13 protein-coding genes are annotated in these 17,478 nt (G+C 68.1%); 4 read left to right on the top strand and 9 right to left on the bottom strand.

Features of this window, described 5'->3' with window-relative positions:
• The first annotated feature begins 16 nt into the window (after window positions 1–16).
• The 3 genes from argH to A3OM_RS0100590 all read left to right on the top strand — a co-directional run bounded on the left by argH (window position 17) and on the right by A3OM_RS0100590 (window position 2,708).
• On the top strand, window positions 17–1,414 hold the full coding sequence (gene argH, locus A3OM_RS0100600; RefSeq protein WP_018041787.1) for an argininosuccinate lyase: 1,398 nt from the start codon (window positions 17–19) through the stop codon (window positions 1,412–1,414).
• A 116-nt stretch (window positions 1,415–1,530) separates the two neighbouring features.
• The gene (locus A3OM_RS0100595) at window positions 1,531–1,854 is read left to right on the top strand and encodes a hypothetical protein (RefSeq protein WP_018041786.1); all 324 of its coding nucleotides are present in this window, start codon (window positions 1,531–1,533) and stop codon (window positions 1,852–1,854) included.
• 188 nt (window positions 1,855–2,042) lie between these two features.
• Entirely contained in the window at window positions 2,043–2,708 is a 666-nt protein-coding gene (locus A3OM_RS0100590; protein ID WP_018041785.1) for a hypothetical protein, read from the top strand.
• 54 nt (window positions 2,709–2,762) lie between these two features.
• Here A3OM_RS0100590 and A3OM_RS0100585 read toward each other — a convergent pair whose 3' ends face one another.
• Entirely contained in the window at window positions 2,763–3,338 is a 576-nt protein-coding gene (locus A3OM_RS0100585) for a sigma-70 family RNA polymerase sigma factor (protein WP_018041784.1), read from the bottom strand.
• Entirely contained in the window at window positions 3,338–3,628 is a 291-nt protein-coding gene (locus tag A3OM_RS26245; protein ID WP_018041783.1) for a NepR family anti-sigma factor, read from the bottom strand. Before A3OM_RS26245 ends, A3OM_RS0100585 begins: the two co-directional genes overlap by 1 nt.
• A gap of 482 nt (window positions 3,629–4,110) precedes the next feature.
• On the opposite strand from A3OM_RS26245, the gene A3OM_RS0100575 reads away from it, so the two are divergent.
• Window positions 4,111–5,274: a hypothetical protein gene (locus tag A3OM_RS0100575; RefSeq protein WP_018041782.1), complete on the top strand. Its 1,164-nt coding sequence runs from the start codon at window positions 4,111–4,113 to the stop codon at window positions 5,272–5,274.
• 12 nt (window positions 5,275–5,286) lie between these two features.
• Here A3OM_RS0100575 and A3OM_RS0100570 read toward each other — a convergent pair whose 3' ends face one another.
• The 7 genes from A3OM_RS0100570 to bcsA form a co-directional block, all read right to left on the bottom strand.
• The gene (locus A3OM_RS0100570) at window positions 5,287–5,844 is read right to left on the bottom strand and encodes a TetR/AcrR family transcriptional regulator (protein WP_018041781.1); all 558 of its coding nucleotides are present in this window, start codon (window positions 5,842–5,844) and stop codon (window positions 5,287–5,289) included.
• A gap of 120 nt (window positions 5,845–5,964) precedes the next feature.
• Window positions 5,965–7,008 (bottom strand): LLM class flavin-dependent oxidoreductase, encoded by a 1,044-nt coding sequence (locus A3OM_RS0100565; protein ID WP_018041780.1) that lies wholly within the window; start codon window positions 7,006–7,008, stop codon window positions 5,965–5,967.
• A gap of 1,189 nt (window positions 7,009–8,197) precedes the next feature.
• A complete protein-coding gene (gene bcsN, locus A3OM_RS0100555) occupies window positions 8,198–9,202 on the bottom strand; it encodes a cellulose biosynthesis protein BcsN (RefSeq protein WP_018041778.1) in 1,005 nt (334 codons plus the stop codon).
• Window positions 9,199–11,229: a hypothetical protein gene (locus tag A3OM_RS0100550; protein WP_018041777.1), complete on the bottom strand. Its 2,031-nt coding sequence runs from the start codon at window positions 11,227–11,229 to the stop codon at window positions 9,199–9,201. The genes bcsN and A3OM_RS0100550 overlap by 4 nt, the downstream gene beginning before the upstream one ends.
• Window positions 11,214–12,383, bottom strand: coding sequence for a glycosyl hydrolase family 8 (locus A3OM_RS0100545; protein WP_157196419.1), 1,170 nt, complete (start codon window positions 12,381–12,383; stop codon window positions 11,214–11,216). The genes A3OM_RS0100550 and A3OM_RS0100545 overlap by 16 nt, the downstream gene beginning before the upstream one ends.
• Window positions 12,384–12,391: 8 nt before the next feature.
• Window positions 12,392–14,926 carry a cellulose biosynthesis cyclic di-GMP-binding regulatory protein BcsB gene (locus A3OM_RS0100540; protein WP_043764285.1) on the bottom strand — a complete coding sequence of 845 codons (2,535 nt, stop codon included), beginning with the start codon at window positions 14,924–14,926 and terminating at the stop codon, window positions 12,392–12,394.
• 11 nt (window positions 14,927–14,937) lie between these two features.
• On the bottom strand, window positions 14,938–17,400 hold the full coding sequence (bcsA, locus tag A3OM_RS0100535; RefSeq protein ID WP_043764284.1) for a UDP-forming cellulose synthase catalytic subunit: 2,463 nt from the start codon (window positions 17,398–17,400) through the stop codon (window positions 14,938–14,940).
• Window positions 17,401–17,478 lie beyond the last annotated feature (78 nt).

The raw sequence follows: 17,478 nt of genomic DNA, 5'->3' as shown, positions 1-17,478 counted from the left end.
GAGGAACAGTGTCGACATGAGCAACCGGATGTGGGGCGGGCGCTTCGCGAGCGGCCCCGCCGAGATCATGGAGGAGATCAACGCCTCCATCGGATTCGACAAGCGCCTCGCACCCCAGGACATCCGCGGCTCGCTGGCGCATGTGGCGATGCTGGGCAAGGCGGGCATCCTGCCATCGGCCGATGTGGCAGCGATCGAGGACGGTCTCAAGGCCGTGCGCGCGGAAATCGAGGGCGGCGGCTTCGTGTTCAAGCGTGAGCTCGAGGACATCCACATGTCCGTCGAGAGCCGTCTCACCGAGATCGTCGGCCCCACCGCCGGGCGGCTGCACACCGCGCGTTCGCGCAACGACCAAGTCGCCACCGACATGAAGCTCTGGGTGCGCGACACCCTCGACAGCCTCGACGAGCAGGCCGCCGGCCTGCAGCGGGCCCTGGCCGAGAAGGCCCTTGCCCATGCGTCGACCGTGATGCCGGGCTTCACCCATCTGCAATCGGCCCAGCCCGTGACGTTCGGGCACCATTGCCTCGCCTATGTAGAGATGCTGGCCCGCGACCGTGGCCGGTTCCGCGATGCCCGCGCGCGGCTCAACGAATGTCCGCTCGGGGCCGCGGCGCTGGCCGGCACGTCCTTCCCCATCGACCGTCACGCCACGGCGCAAGCGCTCGGCTTCGACCGTCCCACCGCCAACTCCCTCGATTCCGTGGCCGACCGCGACTTCGCCCTGGAATCGCTCTCCGCCGCCTCGATCTGCGCCGTGCACCTGTCGCGCTTCGCCGAGGAACTGGTGGTCTGGACCTCGGCCCAGTTCAACTTCGTGCGCCTGTCGGACGGCTACACCACCGGCTCGTCGATCATGCCGCAGAAACGCAACCCGGATGCGGCCGAGCTCGTGCGCGCCAAGTCCGGCCGCGTCATCGGCGCGCTGACCGGCCTGCTCATCGTGATGAAGGGCCTGCCGCTGGCCTATTCGAAGGACATGCAGGAGGACAAGGAGGGCACGTTCGACGCGCTCCAGGCGCTCTCCCTGTGTCTGGCCGCCATGACCGGCATGGTCCGCGATCTGGAGCCCAATGCCGAGGTGCTCGCCCGCGCCGCCGGCTCCGGCTACGCCACCGCCACGGACCTCGCCGACTGGCTCGTGCGCGAGCTCGGCCTGCCGTTCCGCGAGGCGCACCACGTCACGGGCCGCCTCGTCGGCGCCGCCTCCGCCAAGGGGATCGGGCTGGAGGAACTGTCCCTCTCCGAGATGCAGGAAGCGGAGCCCAGGATCACCGATGCGGTCTATGCGGTGCTGGGCGTGGAGAATTCCGTCACCAGCCGCACCAGCTATGGCGGCACCGCGCCGGACAACGTGAGGGCGCAGGCCACACGCTGGCTGGCGCTGCTCGACGCGCCAGCCGCGACAGCGTGATTCACAGGGCGACAAAAAAGCTCGGCCGGAGCGGATGCGTTCACGGTCGAGCTATGTGATCCTGCCTAAAGCTCGGACCAAGCACGCCGGAGATGTCGATGCCCGTCGAGAGTTGGATGAATCCCGAAGACACCGCCGCCCTCGCGGCGGAAGCCACCACGCTGATCGATGCCGTTCTGGCCCGCCTGCCCGAGGCGGACAGCTCTGCCTTCTGGGCATCGATCCGCAAATGCTACAACACGCCCTACAACGACCCGAAGCCCCGCGTCCTGCCCGTCCGCGACGTGATGGAAGCGACGGCCACCGCACCGCATCTGGCGGCCTCCATCGCCGATCTGTCGACGGTCGGCGTGGCGGTCGCCGAGCCGCCTCGGGTGGAGATGGCGATGGGTGCCATCCTCGCGGGATCGACCTTCGGACCGGAGGCACATCCGGCCTGAATCCTCCGGGCCTGCGGGGCTCTTGCGCGCGGCCCCGATGCTCGATCCGGTCCGACGGGATGCCGTCCCGCCGCAATTCCGGACAATTTGGCAGCATGTGTCGACACCACGACGAACGCCGCCGATGACGCAGGTCCGCCGCGCGCGCTGCCGGCGGCTTTTCTTTCGTATTCGAGAACCTGAACACGATGCCGCATCCTCTCCGCCGCCTCCTCGTCGTCAGCGCCACGGCGGCTGTCCTGCCGATCCTCGGCCCAGCCCATTTCACCGGTCCGTCGCCGGCCATGGCGCAGCAGGAGGCCGCCGCGGAGACCGAGGCTCCGGCGAAATCCCGGGGACGCGGGCGGGAGAGGAAGAAGGCGGTGAGCGCGCCGGGCATGCAGCAGGCGACGCCGGTGGCCATTTTCGGCGACTGGAACGTCTTCGCCAACGGCCAGGGCAAGTCGCGCACCTGCTACGCCATCGCCCAGCCCCAGGCCCGGTCGCCGAAGACCCTCAAGCGCGACACCGCCTACCTGTTCGTGACCATCCGCAAGGGTGACAACGTCCAGAACGAGGTCGCGGTGATGTTCGGCTTCCCGCCCAAGCCCGCCGCCAGCCAGGCAAAGGCCAACGCCACCGCAGCCTCCGATCCGACCCTGAGCCTCGGCACCTCGCAGTACGGCTTGGTGGTGAAGGACGAGAACGCCTGGCTGCAGAACCCGTCCGAGGAAGCCCGCCTCGTCGGCGAGATGGCCAAACTGGCCAAGGTCCAAGTCAAGACGGTGTCCATGCGCGGCACCTCCACCAGCGACGAATACGCGCTGGCGGGATTCGGTGACGCGATGAAGCGCGCCCGCGAGGAGTGCAAGTAAGGGCACCTTCCGCGATACGCCGAGCCGCCGTCCCAGGAGGCCGGCGCGGCGGCGTCAGGCGCCGCCCAGCGCCGCCCGCGTGAACGCGTCGGCCCCGATATCCTGGGTGCCGTTCATGCCCAAAGTCTCGATCAGCCGGCCACGGGCGCGGCTCACGCGGCTCTTCATCGTGCCCACGGCGACGCCGCAGATCTCGGCGGCCTCCTCGTAGGTGAAGCTCTGCGCGCCCACGAGGACGAGGGCCTCGCGCTGGCTAAGCGGCAGCAGGTCGAGGGCGGCCTGGAACTCCCGCATCTCCACCCGGATCTCCTGCTCGGGCAGGCTGGTCAGTCGGCCGGCATGGGCCCCGTCGGCATCCTCGACCTCGCGCTTGCGCTTGCGCTGCTCGGAATAGAACAGGTTGCGCAGGATGGTGAACAGCCACGCCGTCAGGTTCGTGCCGCGAGCGAAGCTGTCCGCCTTGGTCCAGGCGCGCACCAGCGTGTCCTGAACCAAGTCGTCGCTGCGGTCGAGATCGTAGGTCAGCGAATAGGCGAAGGCCCTGAGGGCCGGGATCGCGCCGAGCAGGAGATCGCGCATCTCGGAATCGGCGCCGGCGGGCGTTCCGACGGGATGAAGGAGGCTGGTCATCATGAAGTCTCCCGCGAAGCAGGCTTGGCCGAGAGTTCGGTGAGGAGGGCCTTGAACCGGTCGGGCAGCGGCAGATTCAGGACGTCGCCGTAGAGGATGCGGAGGTTTCGTCCGATCCGGCGCCGGGATTCCGTATCCATGCCGGCTCGCGCTCCGGCCGCGGCGGGGCAGGCCAAGGACGCTGCTTCGGAAGACGACGCTTCGCCGCCGGTGGCGTGGGAGCCGGAGGCCCGCTTCCCCGCGTCCAGCACCTCGAAAGGGCCGTGGATATCGCTGGCGTCGATCGTCATGGTTCTCCACCGTTATGTCGGTGTCGGTCCTAGTGACGAGCGCTTTAACGCGTTCTGAAAAATGTATTCAGAAACCTTTAAGCTTGCACAAGCAGCGTCTCCCCTCGGAATCACATCGTCAATAGAGTTTTCTTTGAGATGTCATGCGCCGACAAGCTGAGCCGTTTAGTGACATTATATTTGCGAAGCTGGACAGGGGCTGAACGAAGACGGTGACTCCTGCGTGTACCGTGAGGAGAAAAGCTGAGTCGATCGTGTTGTCTCGAAGCGTGAGCGCAAAAGCCCGCGACGTCCCCGGACGCATGCTCCAGCCGCTTGCCATGCCAAACACTCGCTCACGCAGCAGGAACCGGAGAGGCCGCGTCGCGCGGCGTAACGCGCCGCCGCCGGGGAATTTCACCCGATCCCCGGTGGTATGGCTCGCCGAGGCCGTCCGTCTGCCCCATAAGGCGAGCGGAAGACCCGAACCACGAGGACGAACCTTGACCGTCACCCAGCTGACCCACCACGACCTCGACGGCTACGGAGCCTCGACCATCGTCGGTGCCTTCCTCGACGTGTCGCGGATCGTCCATATCCCGCGCTATGCCGATGTCGGCCCGGTGGTCGATGCGGAACTGAAGCGGCTGTCCCGCGCCCAGGCGCCCGAATGCCTGATCATGACGGATCTCGGCCTGGAGGCCGTCGCCGTCACCTTCATCACCCGGTTCACTTCCATGAACCTGCGTCGCGACGAGGCCGCGCGGCACCGGCTGATCGTGCTCGACCACCATGCCTCCTCCCTCGACCAGCTGCGCGAGCAGGGCCTCACCCTCGCACCCGTGCCGGAGAGACCCGGCCTGACGCGGGTCGAACTCCCCGACCCGAACGTGATCGTGCTCATCGACGAGGACCGCTGCGCCACCCGCCTCGCCTACGAGCATCGGGAGCTCTACGCCTCACGCGACGTCGAGGGCGAGACGACCGAGGAACTCAAGACGCTTGTCGCCGCCGTCGATGCCCTCGACCTGTGGAAGAAGGAGCGCCCGACCTTCCGGGGCGGCCTCGCCTTGGACGAGATCTTCTGGGACAACGTCGCGACCCTGATCCCCGTGGGCCATCCCTGGCATGACCGCTTCATCAGCGCGCTGCTGCGGGCGGTCTCCGCCCTGTTGCTCGAAGGGGCATCGCCGGCTCGCGTCGAGGCCGAGATCGCCGCGACCCGGCGTCGCCTCGTGGATGCGCTCCTGGCCGACGAGCCCCAGGACGACCCGACCCTCACCACCCGCATGCGCATGGCCCGGGCGCTGGCCCGGTCGGATGCCCTGTTCCAGCGGCTCTCGGATGGGACGCTGCTCTCCTTCGGCCTCGATTCCGGCATGTTCCAGCGCGTGTCCGACCTCGTGATGGAGGGCGGCAGGGCGACCCGCGTGGTCAATGTCCAGCGCACGGGTTCGCTGTCGTTCCGCTCGAACAACGAAACGGCGCTGGACGGCGCGCGCAAGTTCCGTGGCGGCGGCCACAAGGATGCGGCCGGCGGCAAGCTGAATGCCGGATCGGCCTTCTCCCTGGCCGATGCCGTCTCCCAGGTGGAGCCGGTGCTCAACCCGCCACAGCCCGATCCGGCCTCCAGCCCCTTCGCGGCGCTCAAGGCCTGGAAGGGCTGAGCCCGCGCCTCTTCAGCCGACCTTGCCCGTGGTGAGGACGCCGCGGGCCGCCGCCAGCACCTCCTCGCTGAGCGCCTCGTCGTCGATGGCGCGGGCCAGCGCGACGGCTCCGATCATGAGCGACAGGCTCGCCAGGGCCCGCTGCCGCCGCCGCTTCGCCAGGGCCGCGGGAAGCAGGCCCGTCATGCGCTCGATCAGGTCGCGTGCACCATGGAGGAACCGCGCCCGCAACGGAGAACCGGGCGCCTCGCGCGACACGTCGTTGACCATGGCCGCCAGCGGACATCCTACGCCCGGATTTCGAACGTGACCGAGGGTCAGGTAACTCGCCATCCATCCATCGAGATCGTCGGGGCGCCAGTTCTGATTGGCGGCCAGATCGAACGCCTCGACCGCCAGCGCCTCCTTGCTGGCGAATTGACCGTAGAAGCCGCCATGCGTGAGACCCGCCGAGGCCATGATGTCGGCGACGCCGACGCCGTGCAGCCCACGCTCGCGGAACAGGGCGGCGGCGACCTCGACGACCCGTTGCCGGTTCAGCTTGGCCTGCGCCTGTGACACCTTCGGCATCGTCAGATCCTCCTGCTTGACCCTCCGACATATAGATGTTCGGCCTCATGCAAAAGGGACATCACGATGCAGCCCCGGGGCGGAGGATGAAAGTCGCACCTCATCCGCCGTCCCACGGGCTCACCGCACGCGCGGCAGGATCTCCTTCGCAAAGCGCCGCATCTCGGCCTCGAACGGCTGGAACTGCAGCATGAACAGGTCGATGCCGGCGTCATGAAAGGCGCGGATGCGCGCGGCGACGGTCTCGTAGCTGCCCACGAGCCCGGCCGCCGTGCCGCCATTGGTGCCGACATGCTGGGTCGCTGCCGCGTCGGTCTTGGCGAACATCACGCTCGCGGCGTCGGTCCGGGCTCTCGTGGCATTCCGTAACCCCTCGTCGCGCCGGGCCAGGGCGAGGAGCCGGGCATGCTCGGCCTGGGCCTCGGCATCCGTCTCGCGGGCGATCACGAAGGCGGAGAGGCCGTAGCGCAGGGGCGCGTTGGCGGCGGGCCGGCGCGCCACGTCCGCGATCAGGGCTTTGACGTCGTCGAGAGGCTGTCCGTTGATGAACCAGACATCCGCCCGCTCCGCCGCCAGGGCGCGGGCCGGCTCGGATTCGCCGCCGAGATAGATCGTCGGCCGGGGCCGGAAGGTGCCGGCCGGGCGCAACTGGTAATCCTCGATCTGGAAATGCCGGCCCGCATGGGTCACGCGCTCGCCCCGCATCAGGCGGTCCACGAGGCCGATCCATTCCTGGCCATAGGCGTAGCGGTCGTCATGGGCCGGGAAGGGCAGGCCCGCCCGCTCGAACTCGGCCTTGTTCCAGGCATTCACGAGGTTGAGGGCGAAGCGACCCTCGCTCACATACTCGATCTGCAGGGCCATCTTGGCGAGCACGACCGGATGGTAGAGCCCGGGCTTGATCGCCGCGATGATCTCGATGCGACGGGTCAGGGCGGCGAGCGCAGCGGATGCGGTCCAGGCTTCCAGCTGGTCGCGCTCGTCGTCGTAAGGGTTCGCCGTGTGCTGGGCCACCAGGACCGAGTCGAAGCCCAGTGCCTCGGCTTCCAGCACCAGAGCCCGGTTGCGCGTCCAGCTGGCATCGTCCGGCTCGTCCGGATCGTGGTGGGACGCGCGCGAGCCGTGGACGGCCGCCCAGATCCCGAAACGGGGTGCGTCACTCATGGGCCTCGCCTCACCCGCTCGACGGGCGGAATCGTACAACGCCGGTCGCTCCGACGGACGAAGGCGTGGACCGGCGGCGGCCAATCGGCGTCCAACCTGACGCGCGGCGTGTCGTCGGTCATCATCGTCTCCAGAACGGAAAAAGCGGTCCGGCGCGAAACGAGACCCGGCTCAAGCCACGACGAAAGCTTGGTCTCGACTGCGGATCGTCAACCCGTCCGATGAGGAACCACGTTGACGTGCCATGTCTTAGCGAGATGAGTTAGCCGTTCGCAAGAAAATGGTTTTTTGAATTTCAGTGCTTTCGCGGACGAATGTTTTCCAGGTTCTTGCCGACAAGCCGGCGACGCTTGCCGTCGTCGAGAGGTGTAGAACGGTCGACCAGCCTCAGGTAGACCGGTCGGATGACGCTCGGCTGCCGCAGCCTCGATGAATAATCACTATCGATTGATCGTCATTTTAACATACGCGCGCAGACCCTATGCTATCGAAAACAAATATTGAATTTATATAAATAAGATAAATAGCCAATTCATAGATCAATCAAGATATACGGGAGGTCAGATCCTAAGATTAAACCAAGGACATGACCCCAAAGACCACTGCCCCGATCAGAACGACTTCCATCGCAACGCGACAGACCAAGATGGCTTGGATGGCCAAGTGATCGGCAAAATGACGACTCGGCTCGGGCAAATGCCCCTTGTCGAAATGCTGCATTGCCAATATTGCCCCGACGCAAAACTACCGACTAAATTTCAACAATCCATAAACCATTCCGCAACCTTTTAAAGACCCGGCGCCGATGCACGCCTAGGTTGAATATATTGATAATAAATTGTATTGGTGTATGACGACACCTCATGACGAGGCTATTTCACTGCTCGTATCGTCGGACCACCACGAATATGACCAGGCGAGCACTGGATGCAGGCGGTCACTCATTCATAACACGATAGATAGAATGGCTATTCGACCCTCTGTTTACTAATATACCCACGACAGGCACAGCAAGCGGCCGGTCAAAGCACATCATCAGGTCGGGACGATTTGGCAGCGATGCATGCGCGCACCCCACGAGCGAAGAACGATCGGTTCAGGCTCGCCGATATGATGCGGCAAGAGGCCGCCGGTCCGGCATTGACTGCGGATAGGGCTATCGGGGCGAGATCTATCCGTGTGACTATCGTTACGGCGGCGGACGATAGGCTCGCAGGGGCAGGTCGGGAGACAAGCGGTCTTCCGTTTCCACGCTTCTGGGCGCGGGTTTGGGTGCGGCGACGGGAACCGTGGGCGCGAGGGCGGGCGCGGTATCAGTAATGTACCGCGGTGCCCCGGCGGCGGGACCGGCCGGCAGGGGCACGGTGGCGGTGCCGACGGCAGGCTGTGGAACGGTCGGGACGCTGCGCTCCACGGCGGGCGACAGGGGCACCCGCCGGTTGTCCTCGGCCTTCTGAGCCCGCGCGTTCGGCCGCTCCATGGCTCCGGGAGGCTGCGGATCCGCCTTTGAGGGTTTCTCGACCGCTTTCGCGGCCTGGGCGGAGGGACGCTCGCGTCGTGTCTTTGGTGCTGGACGGGTCGACACGCGCGCTCCGCCGCCATCGCGTCCGGCGCCGATGGAGAGGTGCATGCGTTCGACGCCGGAGACGAGATCCGCCAGGGTCGCGGTGGCCGTCCGGCACAGGCTGACCCGCAAGGACGCCGCGCGCTCGGTGCTACCACCGAACAGGCTATCTGGAGCCGATCGCCCGCCCGATCGCGGGGCGAGGTCGATCCATTGCCACGCGTAAAGGCAATTGCTGCCCACCGCGAGGCCCACGGGGCCGTAGGCGTTCCGCTTGGGCACGGTGGAGACGCGCATCACTTCACCGGGAAACCGCGCCAGAAGCTCCGCGGCGATCCCGAGGCGCGTCGGCTTTCCCATGGACAGGGCCGGGCCGAAGCGCGAGCCGGTATCGGTGCCGTTGCGAACGCTGATCTCGGCGTAGTTGCGCGCCCCCCCGGCATAGGTGACGCGCTGGGCGTAGCCATCGCGAAACGCGGTCTGCGCCACATCCGCGATGCGGCCCGCGCCGGGGATCTCGACCACGGACTCCGCCAGCGCCGCCCGTGTCGTGAGCACCAACGGCAGGAGGATCAGGGCGGTGAAAACGCCGGATCGCGGGGCGGCTGCGGACCGATTGGAGCGGATCATGGACGTTGCATCGAACTCGGCGCGGTGTCGGGGTTATCGTAGCCGCGGTTGGCGGCCGGAGAGTTGGGCAAGGTGAAGCGGTCCGTCTCCGACGCCGCCCGTTCCTGCGGGGCACGGGTTCGCGCGGCCTGCTGGGCTCGCCACATCGTGCCCTCGCCCGGCTCCGACAGGGTGGAGGACCGCTCCGAGCCATCATAGCCCGGCATCAGGTTGAAACCATAGCTCTCGTAGGGCATCGGCCCCGCTCCGGATACCCGGCGCGCCACCAGCGGCATGGTCTTCGATACGGGCGGCTCGGCGAGGAAGGCCCCGTCCTGCCGATCCGCCACCACCCGCGCCAGGGACGGGGGAGCGTAGCGCAGGGGGTTCTCCGCCGGCACCGCGAGGGGGAACTCGCTGCGCTGGACCGACAGGGGCTTGGCCTGGCCGTCCCCCGACGAATCCGGTTTGGGCACCCGGCCATAGGCGGCGGTGTTCCGCGCAGGCGCGGCCGGGGCGGAGGCGGGGGCGGGCGCCCCCGGTGCCAGGCGCCCGCCCTGGGGCGGGGATGCGTCCGCCGTGGCCGCGCAGGCCAGGGGCGGTCCGGCCGGTCCCTCGCGGAACAGCAGGTCCACCACCTTCTGGAATAGGCCGTCATAGCGGTTGACGATCGTGAGGTAGTCCTGCTTCCGCTTGAGGCGCTGCAGCGACAGGGCATAGCCGGTCACGGCGGATTCGCTCGGAAGCCAGGCCACCGCGTGCTGGAACCACTCGAGCGCAGCCTCGAACTGGCAGGAATTGTAGGCGTACCAGCCCAGCGCCTCGGCCCCCTCCCCCGACGCCGTGGCCAGGGTCACCTTGGCGTAGCGGTTGATCCGGTCGAGGTCGATGAAGCTCGGATTGGCCTGTGTGAGCTTGCGGCCCATGAGGTCGATGAACAGGATGCTGTTGCCGACATATTTGTCCCGCCAGGCATAGGCGACCTCCTCGGCCTCCCGCAGCATCCCGAGTTCGCGCAGGGTATGAGCGAGGCCGTGGGCGATCATGGCATCGCCGCCACGGCTGATGGCGAGCTTGAACCAGTCGAGGGCCGCCCGGAACTGGCGGTGGTTGTAGGTGTACCAGCCGAGCAGCCCGGTCTGGCTCGAATCGCCGGAGGCGCGGGCATAGGCCTGGAACGCGGCCATATCCGCCGGGCTCGGCTCCTGTGCCGGTGCACCGTGGAGATCGGCGACGATGCGGGCGCGGGTGATGTCGTTGGCGATCGCCTTGAACTCGGAACCTCCCTCGGCATCGCCGCGCCCCATGGCGACGAGCTTCTCCGCCATGGTCATCGGCAGGGTGGCCATCGCCTTCTGGATCGTGGCCAACCGCACGCCGGTGTCGTTGCTGGTGTCGAGCACGGACTTGTAGAGAGCCAGAGCCTCGGCGGTGCCCCCCTCGGAGGCCAGGGCCTCGGCGGTCGTCCAGTAGCTCTCCACGTCGCTGGGATCGAGGGCGGAGGGGTCGGCCCGGTAGAGGGCCACGATGTCCGCCGTCTTGCGCGCGGAGGTCAGGGCCTTCAGGCGGCTGCGGAAACTGGCGCGCAGGAGCTTGCGCGACAGCTCGTCGGACGGGCGCCAGTTCGGGTCCGCCGCGCGCCTTGCCGCGATCGCCGCATCGAGGTCGTCGAAACGCCCGGCGGTGAACAGGTCCCAGAGCGGCGCCTCTTCCGGCGGGCTCGGCTGAAGGGTGTCGAGGTCGGTGGGCTCGACCCAGCCGGGATAGAGCTGCTTCAGCCGGGCGGCCTCGGCCTTCATCCGTGCCGTCTGCTTCTGCGACGCATAATAGCGCAGGGCGCTCTCGTCGACCATGCCGGCGGCGCCGGAACTGCCGGGCGCGGCGATGATCGCGGGCGCGCGCGCCGCCTCGTCCGGGTTCTCGGTCTGCGCCGCCGCCGGGGTGACGAGGAAGAGACCGGCGCCGCATAGCAGCGCCAGCCGGCGCGCGCGCGCCGTCGAGGAAGCGGTGACCGGCCTTTCCCTCACGCGGATCACCGTGCCGGACATGACAGGTTCCTCATCTGCAGCGCCACCATCGACAGGAGGTACAGCGTCGTCGGGTAATAGTTCTCGTTCCCTTGCGGCCGTCCGAACCCGTCGGGCAGCGGCGTGCCCTTCCTGTCGCACAGGAGCAGCGCCGACAGGGCAGTGTAGCCGCTCTCGCTCAAGGACTCGACCGTCCGGCCGTCGGCGGTATCGACGATGGGCAGACGTTCGCGGTCGGGACCCGACCAGAGGGCGACGAAGGGTTCGTAATCGCTGGGGCGCCCGACCCCCGCCCAGACCATGTAGAGCGGGATACGGATGGCGTTGTAGGAAAACAGCGGCGGGAAGCCGTCCGCCGGACGCGGCTCGTCGCCCTTCAGGGAGATCCATTCGGTCGGCAGCTTCGCCGTGCCGAAGCGGGAGCGGCGGATCAGGTTGAGGCCGCTGGCGGTCAGGGCCGCCCAGTCGAATTCGGGGGCCACGATGGGGAGACGCGCGAAGGCCGGGAACACCCAGTAGGAGAGGTTGATCAGCGGCCCGTCCGCGCGCTCCGCGGCGGAGAAGCCGGAGACCGCCGGCAGCAGCAGCGCCCCGTTCTTGTCCTTGAACAGGATGGTCTTGCGCGCGACCTCCACGGCCATGCGCCGCGCGGCCACCCGGTACGAGGGCTCGTCCCAGGCCTCGGCCGCCTCCGTGAGGGCCCAGGCGACGAGGACATCGCCGTCGGAGGCATTGTTGAGATCGGCCACGGCCGGCCGTTTGCCGGGCTCCCAGCGCCAGGCCATCAGCTCGTCGGAGCGGACCATCAGGTTGGCGCGGGTCCATCCCCACAGCCGTTCGAAGGTGACCCGGTCATTGGCGGCCACGGCGAGGAGCATGCCGTAGCCCTGCCCTTCGCTGTGGCTGATCAGGCCGTTGGCGGTGTCCACGACGCGGCCCGCCTCGGTGACGAAGCGGGACCGGTAGGAGCGCCAGAGATCGGGGTTCTTGAGCGAGTCGACGAGAACCGTCGCCTTGGCGGCTCCGGGCATGGCATCGCCTTTCGCGCTGGGGGCGCCGGGGATCGCGGTGGCGGGCGGGACCGGCGAGGCGCCGTCCTGCGCCCTCGCGGGACCGATCCAGGAACTCACGACGGCCAGCGCGGCGCAGAGCGCCAGGCCTGGGAGGGGACGCATGGTGCGGGTCATCCGTTCTTCCGGCCGATATTGCGCACCAGCGATGTCGTCGTCAGGCCGAGGAGCAGGGCGAGACCGAGGGTGAGGGCCACGTAGATCGCCGGGTTCATCGACAGCCACCCGGCGGTGACGAGGCGGATGTTGGAGAGGGAGCGGGTCTTCGTCTCGATGAGGTCCACGTTCCTGGCTCCCACCGTCTCGAGGGAGCCGTCGGACGCATCGAGGAACGCGAAGCGCCCGTCGATCCGCGACCAGACCTCGGGATCCACGAGGCAGGCCGTCGAGGCCTTGAGCAGCAGGGCGTTGGGGGCGGTGACCACGGTGACCGACCCGTCGAAGCCGCTCTGCACCGCCGCCTTCGAGGGAAAGCCCTGGGCCATGAGCAGGCTGGCGCCGGGGGGGACGGTGACGGTGGCGGGCGTCGACGGTGCCGCGCTGAACAACGCGCGGGGATCGCCGACGAGGGAATTGACCAAGGCCCCCGCCCGCTCGACGACGCCGTCCGCCGCCTCGAGGAGGGGATGGCGCGCGCGCAGGGTCTCGTCCCATTTGGTCACGAGATCCCCATCCGACAGCCTGGCCTGGGGCGCACGCCGCGTCTCTCCGGCCGAGGCCACGGGAGGGGTCGATACCGGCGCCGGGCGCAGGATCAGTTCGGGAAGGCTGCAGCGCGGCGGCAGGTTGCGGCGAAGCCGGTCCAGGGTCGGCGCCGGCACCGAGCCCGACTGACCGGGAGCCCGCGCCGTTTCCGCCCGCGCCTGCCAGATCGACTTGATCTGGTCCGGGTCGAGGCCCAGCCCCGACAGGGTCGCGGATGACAGGGAGCGCACCGGGCCGACGACGAGGGTCGGACCGGACGAGCCGCCCTGTAGGTCGCCGGCGAGTTCGAAATCGATCATCCGCCCGGCGGCCCCCGCCAATCTGGCGGCGAGGGTCGCGGCGGCGGCCACCGTATCCTTGTCGAGGGTCGGCAGGACGAGCCGCGGCCGGCGCTCCGACTTGACGAAGGCCAGGGCTCCGCTCGTCGTCGCGGCGAGGTCCGGGATCCTGGCCGCGCGTGCAAGGGTGGGGATCGACAGGCTGGCACGGTCGAGGATCAGGAACCGCTCCCGCTTCGAATCCGTGGCGTTGAGGCCGCAGGTCTCGTCCGCCGGGGTGGGAACCTGGGCCATGATCGCGACCCGGTTGAGGCCCGGACGCCACCGGGCGAGGGGCAGCGGAATCGTGTTGTTCTCGAAGACCTCGCCGCGGGTCTGGGCCAGGGGCACGCTGGCGGCATTGCTGCCGTTGAGATCCACGAGGATGCGGGCTTCCGAGGTCAGGCCGGACGCGTAGGCGCCCGCCAGGTTCAGCATGACCTTGCCGTAGTCGGCGGGCAGAAAGTCGGCCGGCAGGTAGACGTCGAAGGCGGTGCGCAGGAGCCGCCCCGAGAATTCGCGGGTCGAGACGCCGAGGCTCTGCAGCGAGACCGTCTCGTCCCCCTCCATGACGGTGCCGCGCGCCAGGGACGCGGCCTTCAGGCCGGCCGGGGTGCCGTAGACCTCGCCTCCCCGCGCCAGGGACGCGATGGCCTCTTCGATCTCGGCATAGCTGGTGCCGCTGACGACCAGGGTCGGCGCCCGGTCCGGGCGCGGCGGCAGGACCACCAGCCTCGGCCCGCCGGTGGCGCCGATCGATTCGAGATCGGGCATCTCCCGCAGTTCCGCCGCCGTCCCGACGATGAGGTTGAGGCCGGCCCGACCCGTCATGGGCGGGCCGAACTCGACCACGGGGCGAGCGATGCGGCCGATGAGGCCCACCGCTTCCACGGCGTGGATCATGCGTTCGAGCCGGGGCAGGTTCGGCTTGTCGTTCGCCACCACCCGGACCGGCAGGGCACCGCTGTCATCGGGTTCGAGGGCGGGGAGATCCTTGAGTTCGAGGCTGGCGGCGGCGACCGGCGCGATCACGAGGCCTGAGCGCGACGGGTCGATCTGCGTCCAGAGCTCGTATGTAGCGTTGAGCGAGCAATCGACCCGGTGGCGCTGGCTCGCCTGCAGGGAGACGGAATTGTAGCCGAGCTTGAGGCTTCCGTCGGGTATCTCGAACTCCACCACCTTCACCGCGCCCGGCGCCTGGATGCTGGTGCGGCCGACCACGGCGCCGTTGACGCTCACGGTCAGTTCCGAGGCTTCCGGCGCCACCGAGATGGCCGAAAGGTAGGAGATGCGCAGGCGCGGGCGGCCCCGCGTCTGAGCTTCCGTCAGATAGACGGGAAAGCGCAGCGTCGCCTCCTCGCCTTCCATCCGGAACCCGTCGGTGGTGGCCGCCAAGCGCCGCGCCGGCGCGATCCTGGCGGCGGGCGTGTCGCGCCGGGCCTCCTCCGGCGGGGGACTGGCGCGGGGCGGCGGCGGGGCCTCCGGGCGACGCATGGCATCACCCACGGGGGGGACCGAGAAGCGCTCGGTCGGCCCCGATCCGAGAAAACTCTGGGCCCGGCTCTCAGGCGTCGACACGACGAGGCCGAGGGCGGTGAGGCAGGCGAGAATGCGAACGGACTGCATGGCGATCTCCCTCACGTCCGCACGAGTGGGTCGCTGGACCCGCGGTTCGCCTGCTTTCCTGCTCCTTCGAGAAGGCGGTCGTTCTCGAATTCCAGCATCAGCCGGACCCAGTCCGTCGCGGCCTCGCTGCCGGGAATGCGGCTCGATCCCTGGCGGACGACGAGGGGATTGTCGGACGGGCCGGGCGGGGGGGTGGGAGGCGTGTCTCCGGGAGCGGTGAAGGGCGCCGGGCGCTGGACCAGAAGGGGGGCCTTCGCCTCCGGTTTCGGCAGGACGGCGGGCGCCTTGGCGGCCTTGGTTGCGGCCTCCTCCGTCGAGGCGTGCCCGGCCTTGAAGGCGTAGCTCGCCGCGCGGAACGGCTCGACCAGGCCCCACCAGATCAGCTGCAGCGTGCCCGAGAGGATGTTCTTGTGCCGGCGGCGGCTTTGCTGGAAGCGCAGGAGAGCGCCGGCATCGCCGTACATCAGGCTCGCAAGCGCCCCGTAACCCTTGGGATCGAGGGGCTGGAACTGCAGGGTGACCACCACCTCATCGCCCGATTGCGTGATCTCGCCGATCTCCACCGGCAGCGGGACCTGCACGGGCGCGCCGTCGATGGGAACCACGGAGAGCTGGCCCATGCGGTGGGTGCTCCCGGCCCCCGGCGGCAGGCCCTCGGCTCCGAAACGGATGGTGCAGCCGAGCGCCGAGGCGCGCTCGATGGCCACATCGAGGGCGCGGCCCCCGAAGACGAGGCGTCCTTGCCGGTCGATCGCCAACGAAGGGCTCGCCTCGGTGGTCCGGCGCTCGGCCGCCACGCCGAGGGCCACGCCGGCGGTGAGGAGGTTGAAGAAGTTCCACAGGCCCACGACCAGCATCAGGTTGGTGACGCCGGGCTCGAACAGGTAGCGGTAGAGGGCCGTGCCGCAGCCGATGAGCAGGATGAAGTAGACCGCGAAATAGGGCCAGGCCATGGGCGAGAGATGGTCCTGGTCGAGGGCGGCGCCCTTGGCCGTGACGTTGAAGGTCGGCTTGCGCGGCGACACGATCACCGAAATGATCGCGCGGAAGAGATAGAGGCCCTGGACGTATTCGTAGAGCTCCGAGACGAACGGCCAGCGGAACTTGCCGTAGACGTAGTTCTGCATCATCAGGTTGATGACGATATAGGTTGCCGTATAGGCGATCGACTCATCGACGCTGGCGACGAAGATCTTCAGATCGAAGAAAATGTGCAGCATGGGCGCGAACATGAAGATCATGCGCGGCACCGGGAAGAACCAGAATGTCATGCTCGACAGGTAGGCGAGCTTCTGGATCGGGTGGAGCCCGCGCTTGAACAGCGGGTTCTTGAGCATCAGGATCTGAAACATGCCCTGGCACCAGCGCGAGCGCTGGCCGATGAAGGCCACCAGCGTGTCGGGCTGCAGGCCGGCGATGAGCGGCGTGTCCACGTAGATGCTGTTCCAGCCGCGCGAATGCAGCTCGAAGGCGGTCTCGCAATCCTCGGTGATCGTCACGCCGGAGAATCCGCCGGCCTCGTCCAGGGCGCGCCGGCGCAGGAGGGCGGCAGAGCCGCAGAAGAACGACCCGTTCCACTTGTCGAGGCCGCGCTGCGTCACCGAGTAGAACATCTCGTTCTCGGACGGCATGCGGTCGAAGGTGCGCAGGTTCCGCTCGATCGGGTCCGGATTGAGGAAGGCGTGCGGGGTCTGGACGAGGAACAGGCGCGGATCGGCGGCGAAATGCCCGATCGTCTCCCGCAGGAAGGAGCGGAACGGAACGTGGTCCGCATCGAGGACGACGATGATCTCGCCCTGGGAATGCTTGAGGCCGTTGTTGAGGTTGCCCGCCTTGGCGTGCTGGTTGCGCGAGCGGGTCAGGTAGGTGACGCCGAGCGCCATGCACAGGGCCTGAAGCTCGCTCCGCCGCTGGATCGCCTCCTGCGCCTTGGCCGGGTCGGGATCGGCGCATTTCTGGTCGGTGCCGCCGTCGTCGAGCAGCCAGACGTGGAGCTTGTCGGCCGGGTAGTCGATGAGCTTGGCCGCCGACAGGGTGGTCGAGAGGATCCCCGCATCCTCGTTGTAGCTCGGCACGAAGATGTCGACGGTGGGCAGGTCCTCGGGCGCGCCCATGGGCGGCGTGCTGCGGCGCAGGGGATCGGCGTTGATGATGAGGCTGATGAAGAGGATGAAGACGCAGTAGAGTTCGCCCAGCAGCAGGACGAGGCCGAACCCGAAACTCACCGGATCGGATGGGGACGGCAGCGTGTTCGTGACGCGCCAGAACATGTAGCGCAGGACCACCAGGCTCCCGAGGGCCAGGAAGACGAACCGCGCCGGCGGGTTGTCGAAGAAGATCCACAGCACGATCATCGCCGCCATGGCGCACAGGCTCATGGCGAGCTGATCCTGCGTGCTGATCGGCTGACTCAGCAGAGCGAGTACGGCGACCGTGGACACCAGCCACACGGTCCAGCGCAATGCAGATCTCAAAACGAGTATCCCTCTGGGGGCGGGCAATGGGTCGACGTAGGCAAGTATCGCGCGGCTGGATGAAGCTGTCGTGAGGAA

The organism is Methylobacterium sp. 88A, assembly GCF_000376345.1.
GTDB lineage: Bacteria > Pseudomonadota > Alphaproteobacteria > Rhizobiales > Beijerinckiaceae > Methylobacterium > Methylobacterium bullatum.
Note: the sequence above shows the minus strand (reverse complement) of the source record. Positions and strands in the feature narration are given on the sequence as shown.